General features: G+C 70.2%; 13 protein-coding genes. 7 read left to right on the top strand and 6 right to left on the bottom strand.

Annotated features, from left to right (window positions below; all coding sequences use genetic code 11):
• Positions 1-42 precede the first annotated feature (42 nt).
• The 6 genes from QSK31_RS00865 to QSK31_RS00890 form a co-directional block, all read right to left on the bottom strand.
• Complete coding sequence (locus QSK31_RS00865; protein ID WP_285680007.1) at positions 43-630, bottom strand: hypothetical protein; 588 nt, start codon at positions 628-630, stop codon at positions 43-45.
• A 65-nt stretch (positions 631-695) separates the two neighbouring features.
• Complete coding sequence (locus QSK31_RS00870) at positions 696-1,190, bottom strand: DUF1877 family protein (RefSeq protein WP_285680455.1); 495 nt, start codon at positions 1,188-1,190, stop codon at positions 696-698.
• A 17-nt stretch (positions 1,191-1,207) separates the two neighbouring features.
• A complete protein-coding gene (locus QSK31_RS00875) occupies positions 1,208-2,272 on the bottom strand; it encodes an amidoligase family protein (protein ID WP_285680009.1) in 1,065 nt (354 codons plus the stop codon).
• On the bottom strand, positions 2,269-2,931 hold the full coding sequence (locus tag QSK31_RS00880; protein WP_285680011.1) for a hypothetical protein: 663 nt from the start codon (positions 2,929-2,931) through the stop codon (positions 2,269-2,271). The genes QSK31_RS00875 and QSK31_RS00880 overlap by 4 nt, the downstream gene beginning before the upstream one ends.
• On the bottom strand, positions 2,928-3,446 hold the full coding sequence (locus QSK31_RS00885; RefSeq protein ID WP_285680012.1) for a SigE family RNA polymerase sigma factor: 519 nt from the start codon (positions 3,444-3,446) through the stop codon (positions 2,928-2,930). Before QSK31_RS00885 ends, QSK31_RS00880 begins: the two co-directional genes overlap by 4 nt.
• A 74-nt stretch (positions 3,447-3,520) precedes the next feature.
• Complete coding sequence (locus QSK31_RS00890; protein ID WP_285680014.1) at positions 3,521-4,576, bottom strand: LacI family DNA-binding transcriptional regulator; 1,056 nt, start codon at positions 4,574-4,576, stop codon at positions 3,521-3,523.
• A gap of 117 nt (positions 4,577-4,693) precedes the next feature.
• Between QSK31_RS00890 and QSK31_RS00895 the strand changes: the two genes are divergently transcribed.
• The 7 genes from QSK31_RS00895 to QSK31_RS00925 are packed head-to-tail and all read left to right on the top strand — an operon-like array spanning position 4,694 to position 12,281.
• A complete protein-coding gene (locus tag QSK31_RS00895) occupies positions 4,694-5,914 on the top strand; it encodes an amino acid ABC transporter substrate-binding protein (protein WP_285680016.1) in 1,221 nt (406 codons plus the stop codon).
• A gap of 4 nt (positions 5,915-5,918) precedes the next feature.
• The gene (locus tag QSK31_RS00900) at positions 5,919-6,803 is read left to right on the top strand and encodes a branched-chain amino acid ABC transporter permease (RefSeq protein ID WP_285680018.1); all 885 of its coding nucleotides are present in this window, start codon (positions 5,919-5,921) and stop codon (positions 6,801-6,803) included.
• A complete protein-coding gene (locus tag QSK31_RS00905; protein WP_285680020.1) occupies positions 6,787-7,824 on the top strand; it encodes a branched-chain amino acid ABC transporter permease in 1,038 nt (345 codons plus the stop codon). Before QSK31_RS00900 ends, QSK31_RS00905 begins: the two co-directional genes overlap by 17 nt.
• Positions 7,821-8,555, top strand: a complete 735-nt coding sequence (locus QSK31_RS00910) for an ABC transporter ATP-binding protein (protein ID WP_285680022.1) — start codon at positions 7,821-7,823, stop codon at positions 8,553-8,555. The genes QSK31_RS00905 and QSK31_RS00910 overlap by 4 nt, the downstream gene beginning before the upstream one ends.
• Positions 8,545-9,288 carry an ABC transporter ATP-binding protein gene (locus QSK31_RS00915; protein ID WP_285680024.1) on the top strand — a complete coding sequence of 248 codons (744 nt, stop codon included), beginning with the start codon at positions 8,545-8,547 and terminating at the stop codon, positions 9,286-9,288. Before QSK31_RS00910 ends, QSK31_RS00915 begins: the two co-directional genes overlap by 11 nt.
• Positions 9,288-10,214 (top strand): LamG-like jellyroll fold domain-containing protein, encoded by a 927-nt coding sequence (locus QSK31_RS00920; RefSeq protein WP_285680026.1) that lies wholly within the window; start codon positions 9,288-9,290, stop codon positions 10,212-10,214. Before QSK31_RS00915 ends, QSK31_RS00920 begins: the two co-directional genes overlap by 1 nt.
• Positions 10,215-10,271: 57 nt before the next feature.
• Positions 10,272-12,281: a PQQ-dependent sugar dehydrogenase gene (locus tag QSK31_RS00925; protein ID WP_285680028.1), complete on the top strand. Its 2,010-nt coding sequence runs from the start codon at positions 10,272-10,274 to the stop codon at positions 12,279-12,281.
• Positions 12,282-12,299: the final 18 nt, after the last annotated feature.

Consider the following 12,299-nt stretch of genomic DNA (forward strand, 5'->3'; position numbering starts at 1 on the left):
GCGGAACCAGGACTTCAGGCACCACGATGGCCTTGGTGGGATCTACCGTGAGACGGCAGTCAGCCGTTCACCGAGGGCGTGTTCGGTCTCGGCCCACAGCTCGTCGGTCCGTGCCCGGTGCTCGCGGTCCGCCTCGAGGCAGCCGGGTGGCAGGCCGGCCGTGCCGCGGGCGTCGAGCTCGGCGCGGATCTCCCGGAGCCGCTGCCGCCTGCGGAGCAGCGCCCCGATCTCCTCGACCTGCGCGGCCGGCAGGACCGTGAGCGCGGAAGTGAACGTGGCCCGGTCCTCCGGGTCGCTGATCGCGTAGGCGCTGCCGTCGCGCAGCCGAGCCGCGATCTGGCTGGTGTGCCGATGGATCAGGGCCGCCCGGACGGTCGCGGCCAGGAGCAGCAGGCCGCAGACGCGTGCCGCCGTCAGGGCGTCGAGGCTCAGGGCGACCGCGCAGGTCAGCCCGGTGACGGCCACGGCGACCAGGTACGCGCGGAACGAAGAGCCGGGCACGTCGACCTGGTCCCGTCCCCGGGCGCGTGCTTCCTCGATCGGCCCGTGCCAGGTCACGGCGCCCCCGGGCACGACGAGACGCTCGTCCGAGACGACGATTTTGTCCCGATCACCAGCCAGAAACACCATGACGGTGACGATCGGCACCGCCGTCCGACCGCCGACCTCATGTGACCGCAGTCACACCTCGGATTTCAGTTCAGCCAGCAGAGGACCGCGTCGCCGGATGCGGCGGCGGCCTCGAAGAAGTGCTGGGCGGCGGGAAGCTCGGCTGTGTACTCGGCGAAGTCCGTCTCGGTCTCCGGATAGAACGAGTAGACGTCCGCCGCCAGGGCCTCGGCCGGGGTCAGGTCGCGGATCAGGTCGGCCTCGGACAACGACGCCAGCGCCGCGGCGGCCGTCGCCACCCGGGTGGGCGTGAGGTATTCGGGTGGGCCGTAACCCCACGAGCCCTCGCTGAACTCGTTGCCCGGCTCGGTGCCGGGGAAGGTCTCCTCGCCCAGGACCACGTTGACCTCGACGCCCCGCCGGCGCAGCAACCAGTCGAACGCGGCCCAGTTCTTGTCGGTGCTCGCCCAGCGCCCGTCGTTCGCCGCCTCGAGCTCCTTGGCCCGGTCGTACGCCTCATCAAGGTTTTCGACCGCTCTTGACAGCTCGTCCGGTGTGAAGCGCACCCAGTTTCCGCTCATGCCCACGGGCGAAGAGGTTAGCGGTCGCCGAGGGTGCTCGCCGCCAGGTGCATCAGGGACTCGGCGGCCTCCGCAGGGTCGCCCGGCGGGTAGGGGAAGGGCGCGTCCGTGGCGCAGCGGTCCAGCAGCAGCTCGACCAGGCCGGCCCGGGCCAGGATCTCGTCGGCCGTGATCGCGCCGGGCAGGATGCGGATCTCCACCGTGTCGCGGACCGGGGTGTCGGTCAGCAGCTGGGTGAGGTTCACGTCGAAGTACTTCGTGAGCTCGCCCTCGTCGGCCGCCTGCCGCAGCGCGGCCTCGGCCGGGCTGTCGCCGTCCGCGACCTTGACCAGCTGGTCGGGCAGGGGCGCGAGGCGCCGGCAGTTCGGGTTGGTCTGCAGGAGCGTCCGCAGGGGTTCGCGCCAGTGTGCGAACAGCCGGACCAGGTTGGCCAGCGCGCGTGGCGCCCGGAACGGGCCACCGTCGACGTGCAGGTGCACCGCCGCCTCGCGGGGCACCGTGAACCCCATCTCCCGCGCGGGGCCGAGCAGTTCCTCGAGCGCGGCATGGTGATCGGTGGCCAGCGGTGGCGTGACGATCTCGCAGGGGCGTTCCCGTTCGCCGCCCTGCGGTGCGGCCATCGCGATCGTGGCGCCCCGCTCGTCGTCCAGCCGGAAGACGTCGCCGTGCTGGGTGACCTCGGTCCGCCAGAGCGCGGCGGTGGCGTCGAGTGCCGTGGCGGCGGTGACCCCGGGGTCGGTGTGCAGGGCGATCAGGCGCAGCAGCCGCGGGTCGTCGGTGAGGATCCGGAACCAGCCGGGCGCCGGTGGGACGCGCGGGTCGACGTCGGCGAGCAGGGTGACGTCGTCGACCAGGGTGCACAGTTGCGTGCCGTCCGACCGGCTCACCTCGAAACCCTGGGTGAGGTGGCGGAACCGGCCCAGCTCGGGGACCAGGGACGGCTCGGTGTCCTGGTGCCACACCGGCCGGACCTGGCCGCCGTGACGCGCGGCCAGGTCCTGCGCGAGGGCGAGCCGGCTGCGGCCGGAGGGTGCCAGCAGCTCGATCTCGAACCCGGTGCGCCGGTGCAGTTCAGGTGTCACGGCTGGATCGGAAGGGTCTCGCCGGCCAGGATCTTCTTCCCCGCGGCGACCTTCGCGTCGTACGGCGTGGGCAGCTTCCACAGCTTGGCGAGTTCGGCCGCGTCGTCGTAGTCGTAGCCCTCGGCGAAGAACGCCTCGGCCTGTGCCTCCGCGGCGGTGGAGCTCACCGAGGACGCGGGCGGCCTGACCGGCAGCTTCTTGCCGTTCAGCAGCAGCTGTCCGGCCTTGGTCTTGACGTCGTCGATGTCCTTCATCTTCCAGAGCTTGGACAGCTTCTCGGCCTCGTCGAGGCTGTAACCCTCGGCGAAGTACTTGTCGCGGGCCTTCTGCTCGGCGGGCGTGAACATCGGGTCCTCGGCCTCGGGCGCCTCGGGCTCCTCCGACGGCGCCGGCGCCTTGGCGGTGGGGGAGGCGGCCGGCTGGACGACGGCAGTGCCACCGCTGGGCGCGGTCTCGCCGGGGAACAGGTGGGGGACCTGGAACGCGCCGGTGATGACCGCGACCCCGAGCACCGCGCCACCGGCCGTCTGAGCGATCAGGCGGCGGCGACGGTACGACTTGGCCAGCTCCTGCACGCGGGCGTAGACCACCGCGGGCTCCGGCGCCAGGTGCTCATGGGCCTGCATGGCCTGACGCAGCTGGTCTGGGTGGTTCATCACGACTTCTCCTCGACGGGAACTCTCTCATTTTTTTCCGACGACAGCCTCAGCGTCTTCAGGGCCCTCGACGCGTTGCTGCGGACCGTCGCGGGCGAGCAGCCGAGCAGGTCGGCGATGGCGTCGTCGTCCAGCTGCTCGTAGTAACGCAGCACGAGCACCGCCCGTTGTTTGCGACCGAGCACGGCGAGCCTGTTCCACAGCTCGTCGGCCTCGACGACGTGGTTGGCGTGGTCGCTCACGCCGCCCCGCGCGTCGTCCAGCTCGATCAGCCGCTCGCCGACCGCGTGCACGTTGCGGGCCGCCCAGCTGCGCCGCCAGGAGAGGTACTCGTTCAGCACCATGCGGCGTACGTAGGCCTCGGGCGAGTCGGCCTCACTGATCCGCCGCCACTTGACCTGCGCACGGGCCAGCACCTCCTGCACGACATCCTGTGCAAGATCACGATTGCCCGTGAGGACGATCGCGTACCGCAGCAGGCTGGGAAGCCGGGCCACCGCGAAATTCTCGAAGGTCACGTCCCCTATGACACCTCGCAACCCGATTCTGTGCACTCCTCTGAAGAACTTTCCTGGAACTGATGAGGATGTTGCTAGGAGTGGGGCGAATATGGCGGAAGGTGACCAGGAGCGGCGGTCGAGTCGCGCACGATCAGCCGATGCCCGGTGGAGCGCCGGCGGGACCGGGCCGCCCGGGGCTTGAGGGCCAGTTCCAGGGCCATCCGCCCCATGTCGGTCATCGGCAGCCGGACCGTGGTCAGGGCCGGCGCCAGGTCGGCGGCCACGGACACGTCGTCGAAGCCGACCACCGACATCCGGCCCGGCACCGGGATCCGCCGTTCGCGCAGCACCGACAGTACGCCCATCGCCATGGCGTCGTTCAGCGCGATGATCGCCGTGGTGTCCGGGTGGTCGCGCAGGATCCGCTCGGCCGCCTCCCGCCCGCCCTCCCGGATGAAGTCGGTGTGCACCACCGGCAGGCCGGCCAGGGAGAGCCCGTGCCCGTGCAGCGCGGCGGCCACCCCGGCCAGCCGGTCGGCGACCGTGGTGAGCGCCTCGGTGCCGGCGACGACCGCGATCCGGGTGTGTCCCAGCTGCAGCAGGTGCGAGCCCAGCGCCAGGCCGCCGGCCTCGTTGTCGGGCAGCACCGCGTCGGCGCCGAGCGAGTGCCGCCCGATGACCGCGACCCGCCCGCCCGCCTGCTGGTAGGCGCCGAGCTCCGCCTTCGCCTCGGCCTCCAGCCGGGGGTCGCTGTATCCGGACCCGGCGATGATGATGATCCCGACCCGCTGGGCGATGAGGTGCCGGATCTGCCGCAGCTCGTGGTCGGGGTCGCGGCCGGAGTGGCAGATCTGCACGAGCAGGTTCTGCTGGTCGGCGAGCTGGATGACACCGCCGGCGATCTCCGAGAAGTACGGGTCGTCCACCTGGTGCACGACCAGTCCCACGGTGGTGCTGGCGCCGCCGGCCAGGGTCCGGGCGAACGGGTTCGCCACGTATCCCAACTCGCGGGACACCTGGCGGACGCGGTCGGCCACCTCCTCGCTCACGCCGTCCCGGCCGGCCAGCGCGCGGGACGCGGTGGCCAGCGAGACGCCGGCGCGTTCGGCCACGTCAACGAGCCGCAACCTCGGGCCGGGCTTGGGCATCGTTCACTCCCCGGAAACATCGCTGTACGCCTATTGCCAGTCACGCACCGCACAGCATAGATTGCGAAAGCGCTTTCGTAAGCGCTTTCGTTCCCGGGACACGAGGAGCGTTCGAGGATGTACAAGACTTTTAGGCAGGCAGCAGCGGTTGGTGCCGCCTCCATAGTTCTGATCAGTGGCTGTTCAAGCGGGGGCGACGACGGCGGAGGCGACGCCTCGTCAAAAAAGATCGTCGTCGGCATCTCGCTGCCGCTGACCGGCGACTTCTCCGAGCCGGGCAAGGGCGTCCAGCAGGGCTACCAGGCCTGGGCCAAGATCGTGAACGACAAGGGCGGGCTGCTCGGCCGCCAGGTCGAGCTGAAGATCCTGGACGACCAGTCCAACGCCGACCGGGTCGTCGCCGACTACGAGCAGCTCATCGGCAAGGACCAGGTCGACCTGGTGGTCGGCCCGTTCTCCACCCGCCTGGTGGTGCCCGCCGCGCGGGTCGCCGAGGAGTACGACATGCTCTTCGTCGAGCCTGCCGGCGCCGCCAAGGCGGTCTTCGAGCAGGGCTTCAAGAACCTGTTCTACGCCGCTCCCGCGGTCGCCGACGACCACTACAACCACCTGGCCGACGCGATCCTCGCGATGCCCGCCGACAAGCGGCCCAAGACGGTCGCGGTGGCCTCGATGGACGACCCGTTCGCCCAGGGCACCGCGTACGGCCTGCGCGACAAGCTGAAGGCCGGTGGCCTGAGCATCGTGGCCGACGAGGTCTACCCGCCGAACACCACCGACTTCAGCCAGATCGCGGCGAAGATCGCGGCGACCAAGGCGGACGTCCTGATCGGCGGCTCGCAGTACCAGGACGGCGTGAACCTGATCATCGCCCTGCAGCAGCTGCGGTACCAGCCGAAACTGGCCGCCTTCTCCACCGCGCCGACCGAGCCCGAGTTCGCCAAGGCCATCGGCAACAAGACCGAGGGCGTGCTCTCGCCGACCGGGTACAGCCAGGACGCGCCGTACGCCAGTAACAAGGAGTTCGTCGAGAAGTTCAAGGCACAGTTCGGCAAGGACCCGGAGGAGGACCAGGCCAACGCGTACACCACCGGCCAGGTCGTCGAGGCGGCGGTCAAGGCGGCGAACTGCGCCGAGCAGGGCGAGTGCCAGAAGAAACTGGTCGACTTCGTCCGCAAGAACAAGATCGAGACGGTGGTCGGCCCGCTCACCTGGGACGCGACCGGCAAGCCGCAGGGCGCCCACATGATCCAGCAGTGGGTCGGCGGCGAGATCAAGATCGTGCTGCCGGCCGAGACGAAGGAAGCCGACTTCAGCTACCCGAAGCCGGCCTGGTGACCTGATGGATGGCGCGCTGCTGTTCCAGAGCGTCGTGCTCGGCCTGCTGCTGGGCGGGCTCTACGCGCTCCTGGCGGCCGGCCTGACGCTCTACTTCGGCATCATGCGGGTCGTCATGATCGCCCACTCGGCGTTCCTCATCCTGGCCGCGTACCTGGCCTGGTGGACGCACACCGAGCTGGGCATCGACCCGCTGCTGTCGATGATCGTCACGGTCCCGCTGTTCTTCGGGGCCGGGGTGCTGCTGCAGCGCGGCCTGCTGTCCCGGCTGCGCCCGATGACGCTGACGATGATGTCGGTGCTGCTCACCTTCGCCATCGCGGTGACCATCGAGGGCCTGCTCGGGTACGCGTTCACCGGCACCCAGCGGCGCATCCAGCTCGGCTACGGCTCAGCCAGCTTCGGGCTCTTCGGCGCCCGGATCGCGGTGGTCAAACTGATCGCGTTCGGCCTGGCCGCGGTCGCGCTCGGCGGGCTCTACCTGCTGATGAAGCGGACCCGGTTCGGCTGGGCGCTGCGGGCCACGATCCAGCACCAGGACGCGGCGCGGCTGGTCGGCATCGACACCGCCAGGATCGCCGGGTACGGGTTCGGGCTGGGCCTGGCCACCGCGGCGGTCGGCGGCACCGCGCTGTCGCTGGACACCACCATCTACCCGTCGCTGCACTGGCACTGGATCGGCCCGCTGATGGCGATCATCGTGGTCGGCGGGCTGGGCAGCGTGCCGGGCGCTGCGGCGGCGGCGCTGATCCTCGGCCTGGCGCAGAGCGTGCTCCAGATCCCGATGGGCACCACCTGGGCGCAGACCGTGTTCTACCTGGCGCTCTTCGCCACGCTGGCCTTCCGGCCGCAGGGATTCTTCGGAGGCCGCCTTGCGCAACGTTTCTAGGTGGGCGACCTCAGGCGGCGCTGTTCTGCTCGTTGCGGCGCTTCTGCTGTTCCCGTCGGTGGCGCCGAACCCGTATGTCCTGTCGGCAGGCATCGTCGTCCTCAACTACGCGGTGCTCTCCACGTCGTGGAACTTCGTCGGCGGCTTCACCGGCTACATCTCGCTCGGCCACGGCGCGCTGGCCGGCCTCGGCGGCTACGCCACCGGCCTGCTGGTGGTCAAGGCCGGTCTGAGCTCGTTCCTCGCGCTCTTCGCCGCGGCCGTGCTGGTCGGGTTGGTCGCGGTGCCGGTCGGCTTCGCCGCGTTGCGGGTACGCGGGGCGTCCTTCGTGATCGTCTCCATCGCGATCGTGCTGATCCTGCTGCTGGTGTTCCAGAGCTGGGCCTCGTTCACCGGCGGCTCGCGTGGCCTGGTGGTCCCGCGGCCGTTCCCCGACCTGTCCCGCCCCGAGCACCACCGCGCGTTCTGGTACCTCTACTCCGGTCTGCTGGCGCTCGCCCTGCTCGCCTGGTGGCTGGTCGACCGGTCCCGCTTCGGGCTGGGCCTGAAGGCCGTCCGGGAGGACGAGGACAAGGCAGAGGCATTGGGTACGCCCACCTTCGCGTACAAGATGATCGTCTTCGTGGTCTCGGCCTTCTTCACGGCGCTGGGCGGTGGCCTTTACGCGCTGTGGTTCGGCGACCTGGACCCGGTGTTCCAGTTCTCCATCCTGAGCGGCTCCTACCTGGTGCTGATGGCGCTGCTCGGCGGGGTGCGCAACCTGTTCGGGCCGGTCGTCGGCGCGGTCGTGGTCGGGGTGGCGCTGGAGTACTTCAAGGTGTCCTTCGGCGACACCCAGCTGCACCTGGTCGCGACCGGCGTGCTGCTCGGGCTGGTCGTGATGTTCATGCCGGACGGTGTGCTGCCCGCGCTCGCCGCGCTGGTCAAGCGGCTGCGGCCGGACGACAGCGCGACCATCCGCGAGGAGACGGCTGAGGAGCTGCGCGATCGGCGGCTCGCCAATGCGGGGGACAAGCGATGACGAAGAGCCTGGAGACCCACGAGCTGCGGAAGACGTTCGGGGGCGTGACCGCCCTGGACGGCGCGACCGTGAAATTCCGGCACGGCCGCGTCAACGCGCTGATCGGGCCGAACGGCTCCGGCAAGACCACGTTCTTCAACTGCGTGACGGGGATGATCCGGCCGGACAGCGGAACGACGACCTACCAGGGTCAGGACATCACCCGGAAGACGCCGCACGCGATCGTCCGGGCCGGCATCGGGCGCACGTTCCAGCTGTGCCGGGTGTTCCCGCGGATGACCGCGCTGGACAACGTGCTCGCCGCGGTCCGGCCGGGCGGCATCACCCGGGCGCTGCTCGGCGCCCGGCACCCCTCCGAGGTGGACCGGGCGCGGAGCTGGCTGACCCGGCTCGGCATCGAGCACCTGGCCGGCGTCGAGGCCCGGAACATGTCCTGGGGCCAGCAGAAACTGCTCGAACTCGCCGGGGTGCTCAACGCCGGGCCGGAGACGATCCTGCTCGACGAGCCGGCCGGCGGCGTCAACCCGGCGCTGCTCGACCGGATCGGCTCCCTGGTTCGTGAGCTCAACGCCGAAGGACGGACCTTCGTCATCGTCGAACACAACATGGACCTCGTGATGAGCATCAGCGACCACATCGTGGTGTTCGACCGCGGCCGCCCGATCGCCGAGGGGACGCCGGCCGCCATCCGGTCCGACGAGCGCGTGCTGGGGGCCTACCTTGGCGTCTGACCTCTTCACCCTGGACGGTGTCGTCGCCGGTTACGGCCGGGCGGCGCCGGTGCTCCGCGGGTTCAGCGTGTCGGTGCCCGCCGGATCCATCGTCTGCCTGGTCGGGCCGAACGGCGCCGGCAAGTCCACCGTGCTCAAGATCGCCAGCGGGCTGCTCGAGCCGCGTGAGGGCCGGGTGCTGATCAACGGCGAGGACGTCACCGGCCTGGGCCCGCAGCGGATGCTCTCCTCCGGCGTGTCGCTGGTGCTGCAGGGGCACAGCGTCTTCCGCGAGATGACCGTGGAGGAGAACGTGCGCCTGGGCGCGTACACCATCACCGACAAGGCGAAGATCGCCGAGCGGGTCGCCTTCGTCAAGGAGATCTTCCCGGTGGTCGCCGACCGCTGGGGCGCGCTGGCCGGGCTGCTCTCCGGCGGCCAGCAGAAACAGGTCGAGTTCGCCCGCTCGCTGATGGTCGACCCGTCCGTGGTGCTGCTCGACGAGCCGTCCATGGGCCTCGACCCCAAGGCCACCAGCACCGTCTTCGAGCAGGTCGTGCGGATGCGCGACGCCGGCACCGCGGTGCTGCTGGTCGAGCAGAACGCCCGGCGCGCGCTGGAGACCGCCGACCTGGGCTGTGTGCTGGACCTGGGCCGCGTACACATCTCGGGTCCTGCCGCTGATCTTCTCGCCGACCCGCAGTTGGGGGAGCTCTACCTGGGTGGCCGTCCCACCACTAAGGAGTCTCACTGATGAACAGAGCCGGACGTGTCGTAGTCGCCGTCGCCGCGGTCCTCGCGGTCACCGGCGCTGCGGCACCCGTCAACGCTGATCCCACGGGGCCCAGCGACGTCCATCCGTCCTTACGGGGTGACCTTGTCGCCTTCTACGACTTCGACCATCCCGTGCCCGGCGACCCGGCCCTGGAACGCGACCAGGGACGCTCCGGCACCGAGATCGAACTGATCAACGGGGGCGTGGCGCAGCGCGTCGCCGACCGCGCGTACCCCGGTGGTCGAAAGGTCCTGCAGACCGGCCAGATCAACCCGGGCGTCCCTGGCGGGACCGACGACTGGAAGGCCGGCATCTGGTCGGCCAGCGGCGTGCGCACCCTCCGCGCCTACAACGCGGCCGCGGGCGCCACCACGATGGGCTGGTTCAAGCGCGAGACGGACGGCCCGGCCGCCGGGTTCAACGCGATCGGGCTGACCGGCGTGCTCACCGGCGACTCCGACGGGCACGCCGTCCGCGCGCTGCTCGAGCTGATCGACGTCAACGGCACGCTGCGGCTGGTCGCGCTCGGCCGGCGACTCGACGGCGGCAACTCGCAGACCTTCGCCGCGACCGAGGACTGGCGCACCCTGCTGCCCAAGGGTGAGTGGGTGCACCTGAGCGCCACGTTCGACTTCTCCAACGGCACCATGGCGCTCTACCGCAACGGGCAGCCGGTGCCGGGCGCCTACACCCGCAACGACGACCCGTGGCTGGTCGACGGCCCGGGCCCGCACGTCACCACGGCCACCGATCCGCGCGGGATCAAGATCGGCGGCAGCTTCCCGTGGCAGGGCTCCGCGGACCGCAATCCGTGCGACTGCCGGATGGACGCGCTCATGTTCCTCGACCGATCGCTGTCCTCGCGTGAGGTCGCGAACCAATACCGCTACATGATCCGGGGGTAAACCGTGCGCCGCCTAGTCGCTCTCGCAGCCACGCTCCTTTTGTCCACACTGGTTGGTGTGCCCGCCGCGCAGGCCGCGGACGGCGCCGTCTACGACCCGGTTCCCACCGAGCCGGTCGCGTCCAAGCTCGGCCTCGTGCTGTCGGAGTACGCGCGGTTCCCGCAGTCGTTCACCCAGCCGCCGCTGGAGGACCAGCGGCTCAACCGGATCGCCCGGATCAACACGATCATGGAACTGCCCGACGGCTCCGGGCGCCGGGCCGTTCCTGATCTGAACGGCAACCTCTACCTCGTCGAGAACGGCGTCCCGCACGTCTACCTCGACGTGCGCGCGACCTTCGGCGCTCCGTTCTTCTCCGGCAAGGGACTCGGCCAGGGCTTCGGGTACGTCACCTTCCACCCGGACTTCAAGCGCAACGGCGTCTTCTACACGATCCACACCGAGGACCCGCTGCTGACCGGCGCCGTCCCCGACTACGCCCAGCCCAACGTGCAGTACCACGGCGTCATCAACGAATGGACGGCCACCGACCCGGCCGCCGGCACGTTCAGCGGCACCCACCGGGAGATCCTCCGCATCGGCTTCGGCGGCCGGATCCACGGCATCCAGGAAATCAACTTCAACCCGTACGCCAAGCGCGGCGACGCCGACTACGGCCTGCTCTACCTCGCCGTCGGCGACGGTGGCGTCGGCGTGGGCAACACCGACCCGCAGAACCTCGCCATCCCGCACGGCAAACTCCTGCGCATCGACCCGCGCGGCACCAACGCCCCGAACGGCAAGTACGGCATCCCGGTCGGCAACCCGTTCGTCGGGCAGGCCGGCAAGCGGGGCGAGATCTACGCGTACGGCTTCCGCGACCCGCACCGGTTCAGCTGGGACAAGGCGACCGGCGCGCTCTACCTGGGCCACATCGGCGAGCACGCGGTCGAGTCGATCTACGAGGTGCGCCCCGGCGACAACTTCGGCTGGAGCGACCGCGAAGGCCGGTACGTCTTCGACCGAACGCCGGCCACCCCGTGCGACCGGCTCTTCCCGCTGCCCGCCGACGACGCCGGCTACCAGTACCCGGTCGCCGAGTACGACCACAACCCGGCGCCCGGCTGGAACTGCACGTCGGACGTCGGCGTGGCCGTCGCCGGTGGCTTCGTCTACCGCGGCAGCGCCATTCCCGCCCTGAAGGGCAAGTACATCTTCGGCGACCTGGTCAGCGGCTGGGTCTTCTACACCGAGGCGTCCGAGATGAAGCGCGGCCAGGCGCCAGCCACCATCCACCGCCTCAACCTGTTCACCGCGCCCGGCACGCCGATCCGGATGCAGGACATCTCCGGCCCCGGCTCGGTCGGCGACCCCAACCGGGTCGACCTGCGGTTCGGCACCGACCGCTCAGGCGAGCTCTACATCCTCGCCAAGGCGAACGGCAGGATCTGGAAGGTCACCGGCACCCGGACGTTCGCCGCCGGCCCGGTCGGCACGACCAGGGGCAAGGACACCCTGCGGCCCACCAACTGGCGCCCGGTCACGCCGTCGAAGTGGCAGTTCACCGGCCGCGAGGTCATCCTGGCCGAGGCCGGCGTCGAGCGTCCCGGCCCGCGGCGCCCGTTCGAGTACGCCATCCTGACCGCCGGCCCGGTGCTGTCGTCGGTGGAGATCAAGGCGAACGTACGCCTGGACACCCCGGTCGAGATCACCAACCGTGACGTGATCATCGTGTTCGGCTACCGCTCGGACACGGAGTTCTACTACGCGCACGTCTCGACCGACAACACGATCCTCCCGCACAACGGCATCTTCAAGGTCAACAACGCCGACCGGGAACGCCTCGACTACCAGTGGAACGGCCGCAGCCGGGGCGCCAACCCCGCCATCACCGACAGCGACTACCACCAGGTCCGGGTCAAGCATCTGCCCGCCACCGGCGAGATCGCCGTCTACCTGGACGGTTCCAAGGACCCGCTGATGACGGCCCGCGACACCACGTTCGGTTCCGGACGGGTCGGCTTCGGCTCGTTCGACAACGTCGGCCGGACGAACTCCTTCCAGGTGACCGGCACGCCCGCCGCCTGATTTTCCTTCCACCCCGGA

It is taken from the genome of Actinoplanes sp. NBRC 103695, assembly GCF_030269485.1.
Classification (GTDB): Bacteria; Actinomycetota; Actinomycetes; order Mycobacteriales; family Micromonosporaceae; genus Actinoplanes.

Excerpts from the sequence above, each read along its gene's own strand:
- QSK31_RS00920 (WP_285680026.1), top strand. The coding sequence starts at position 9,288 with ATGAACAGAGCCGGACGTGTCGTAGTCGCCGTCGCCGCGGTCCTCGCG.
- QSK31_RS00890 (WP_285680014.1), bottom strand. The coding sequence starts at position 4,576 with ATGCCCAAGCCCGGCCCGAGGTTGCGGCTCGTTGACGTGGCCGAACGC.
- QSK31_RS00900 (WP_285680018.1), top strand. The coding sequence starts at position 5,919 with ATGGATGGCGCGCTGCTGTTCCAGAGCGTCGTGCTCGGCCTGCTGCTG.
- QSK31_RS00895 (WP_285680016.1), top strand. The coding sequence starts at position 4,694 with ATGTACAAGACTTTTAGGCAGGCAGCAGCGGTTGGTGCCGCCTCCATA.
- QSK31_RS00910 (WP_285680022.1), top strand. The coding sequence starts at position 7,821 with ATGACGAAGAGCCTGGAGACCCACGAGCTGCGGAAGACGTTCGGGGGC.
- QSK31_RS00865 (WP_285680007.1), bottom strand. The coding sequence starts at position 630 with ATGGTGTTTCTGGCTGGTGATCGGGACAAAATCGTCGTCTCGGACGAG.
- QSK31_RS00870 (WP_285680455.1), bottom strand. The coding sequence starts at position 1,190 with ATGAGCGGAAACTGGGTGCGCTTCACACCGGACGAGCTGTCAAGAGCG.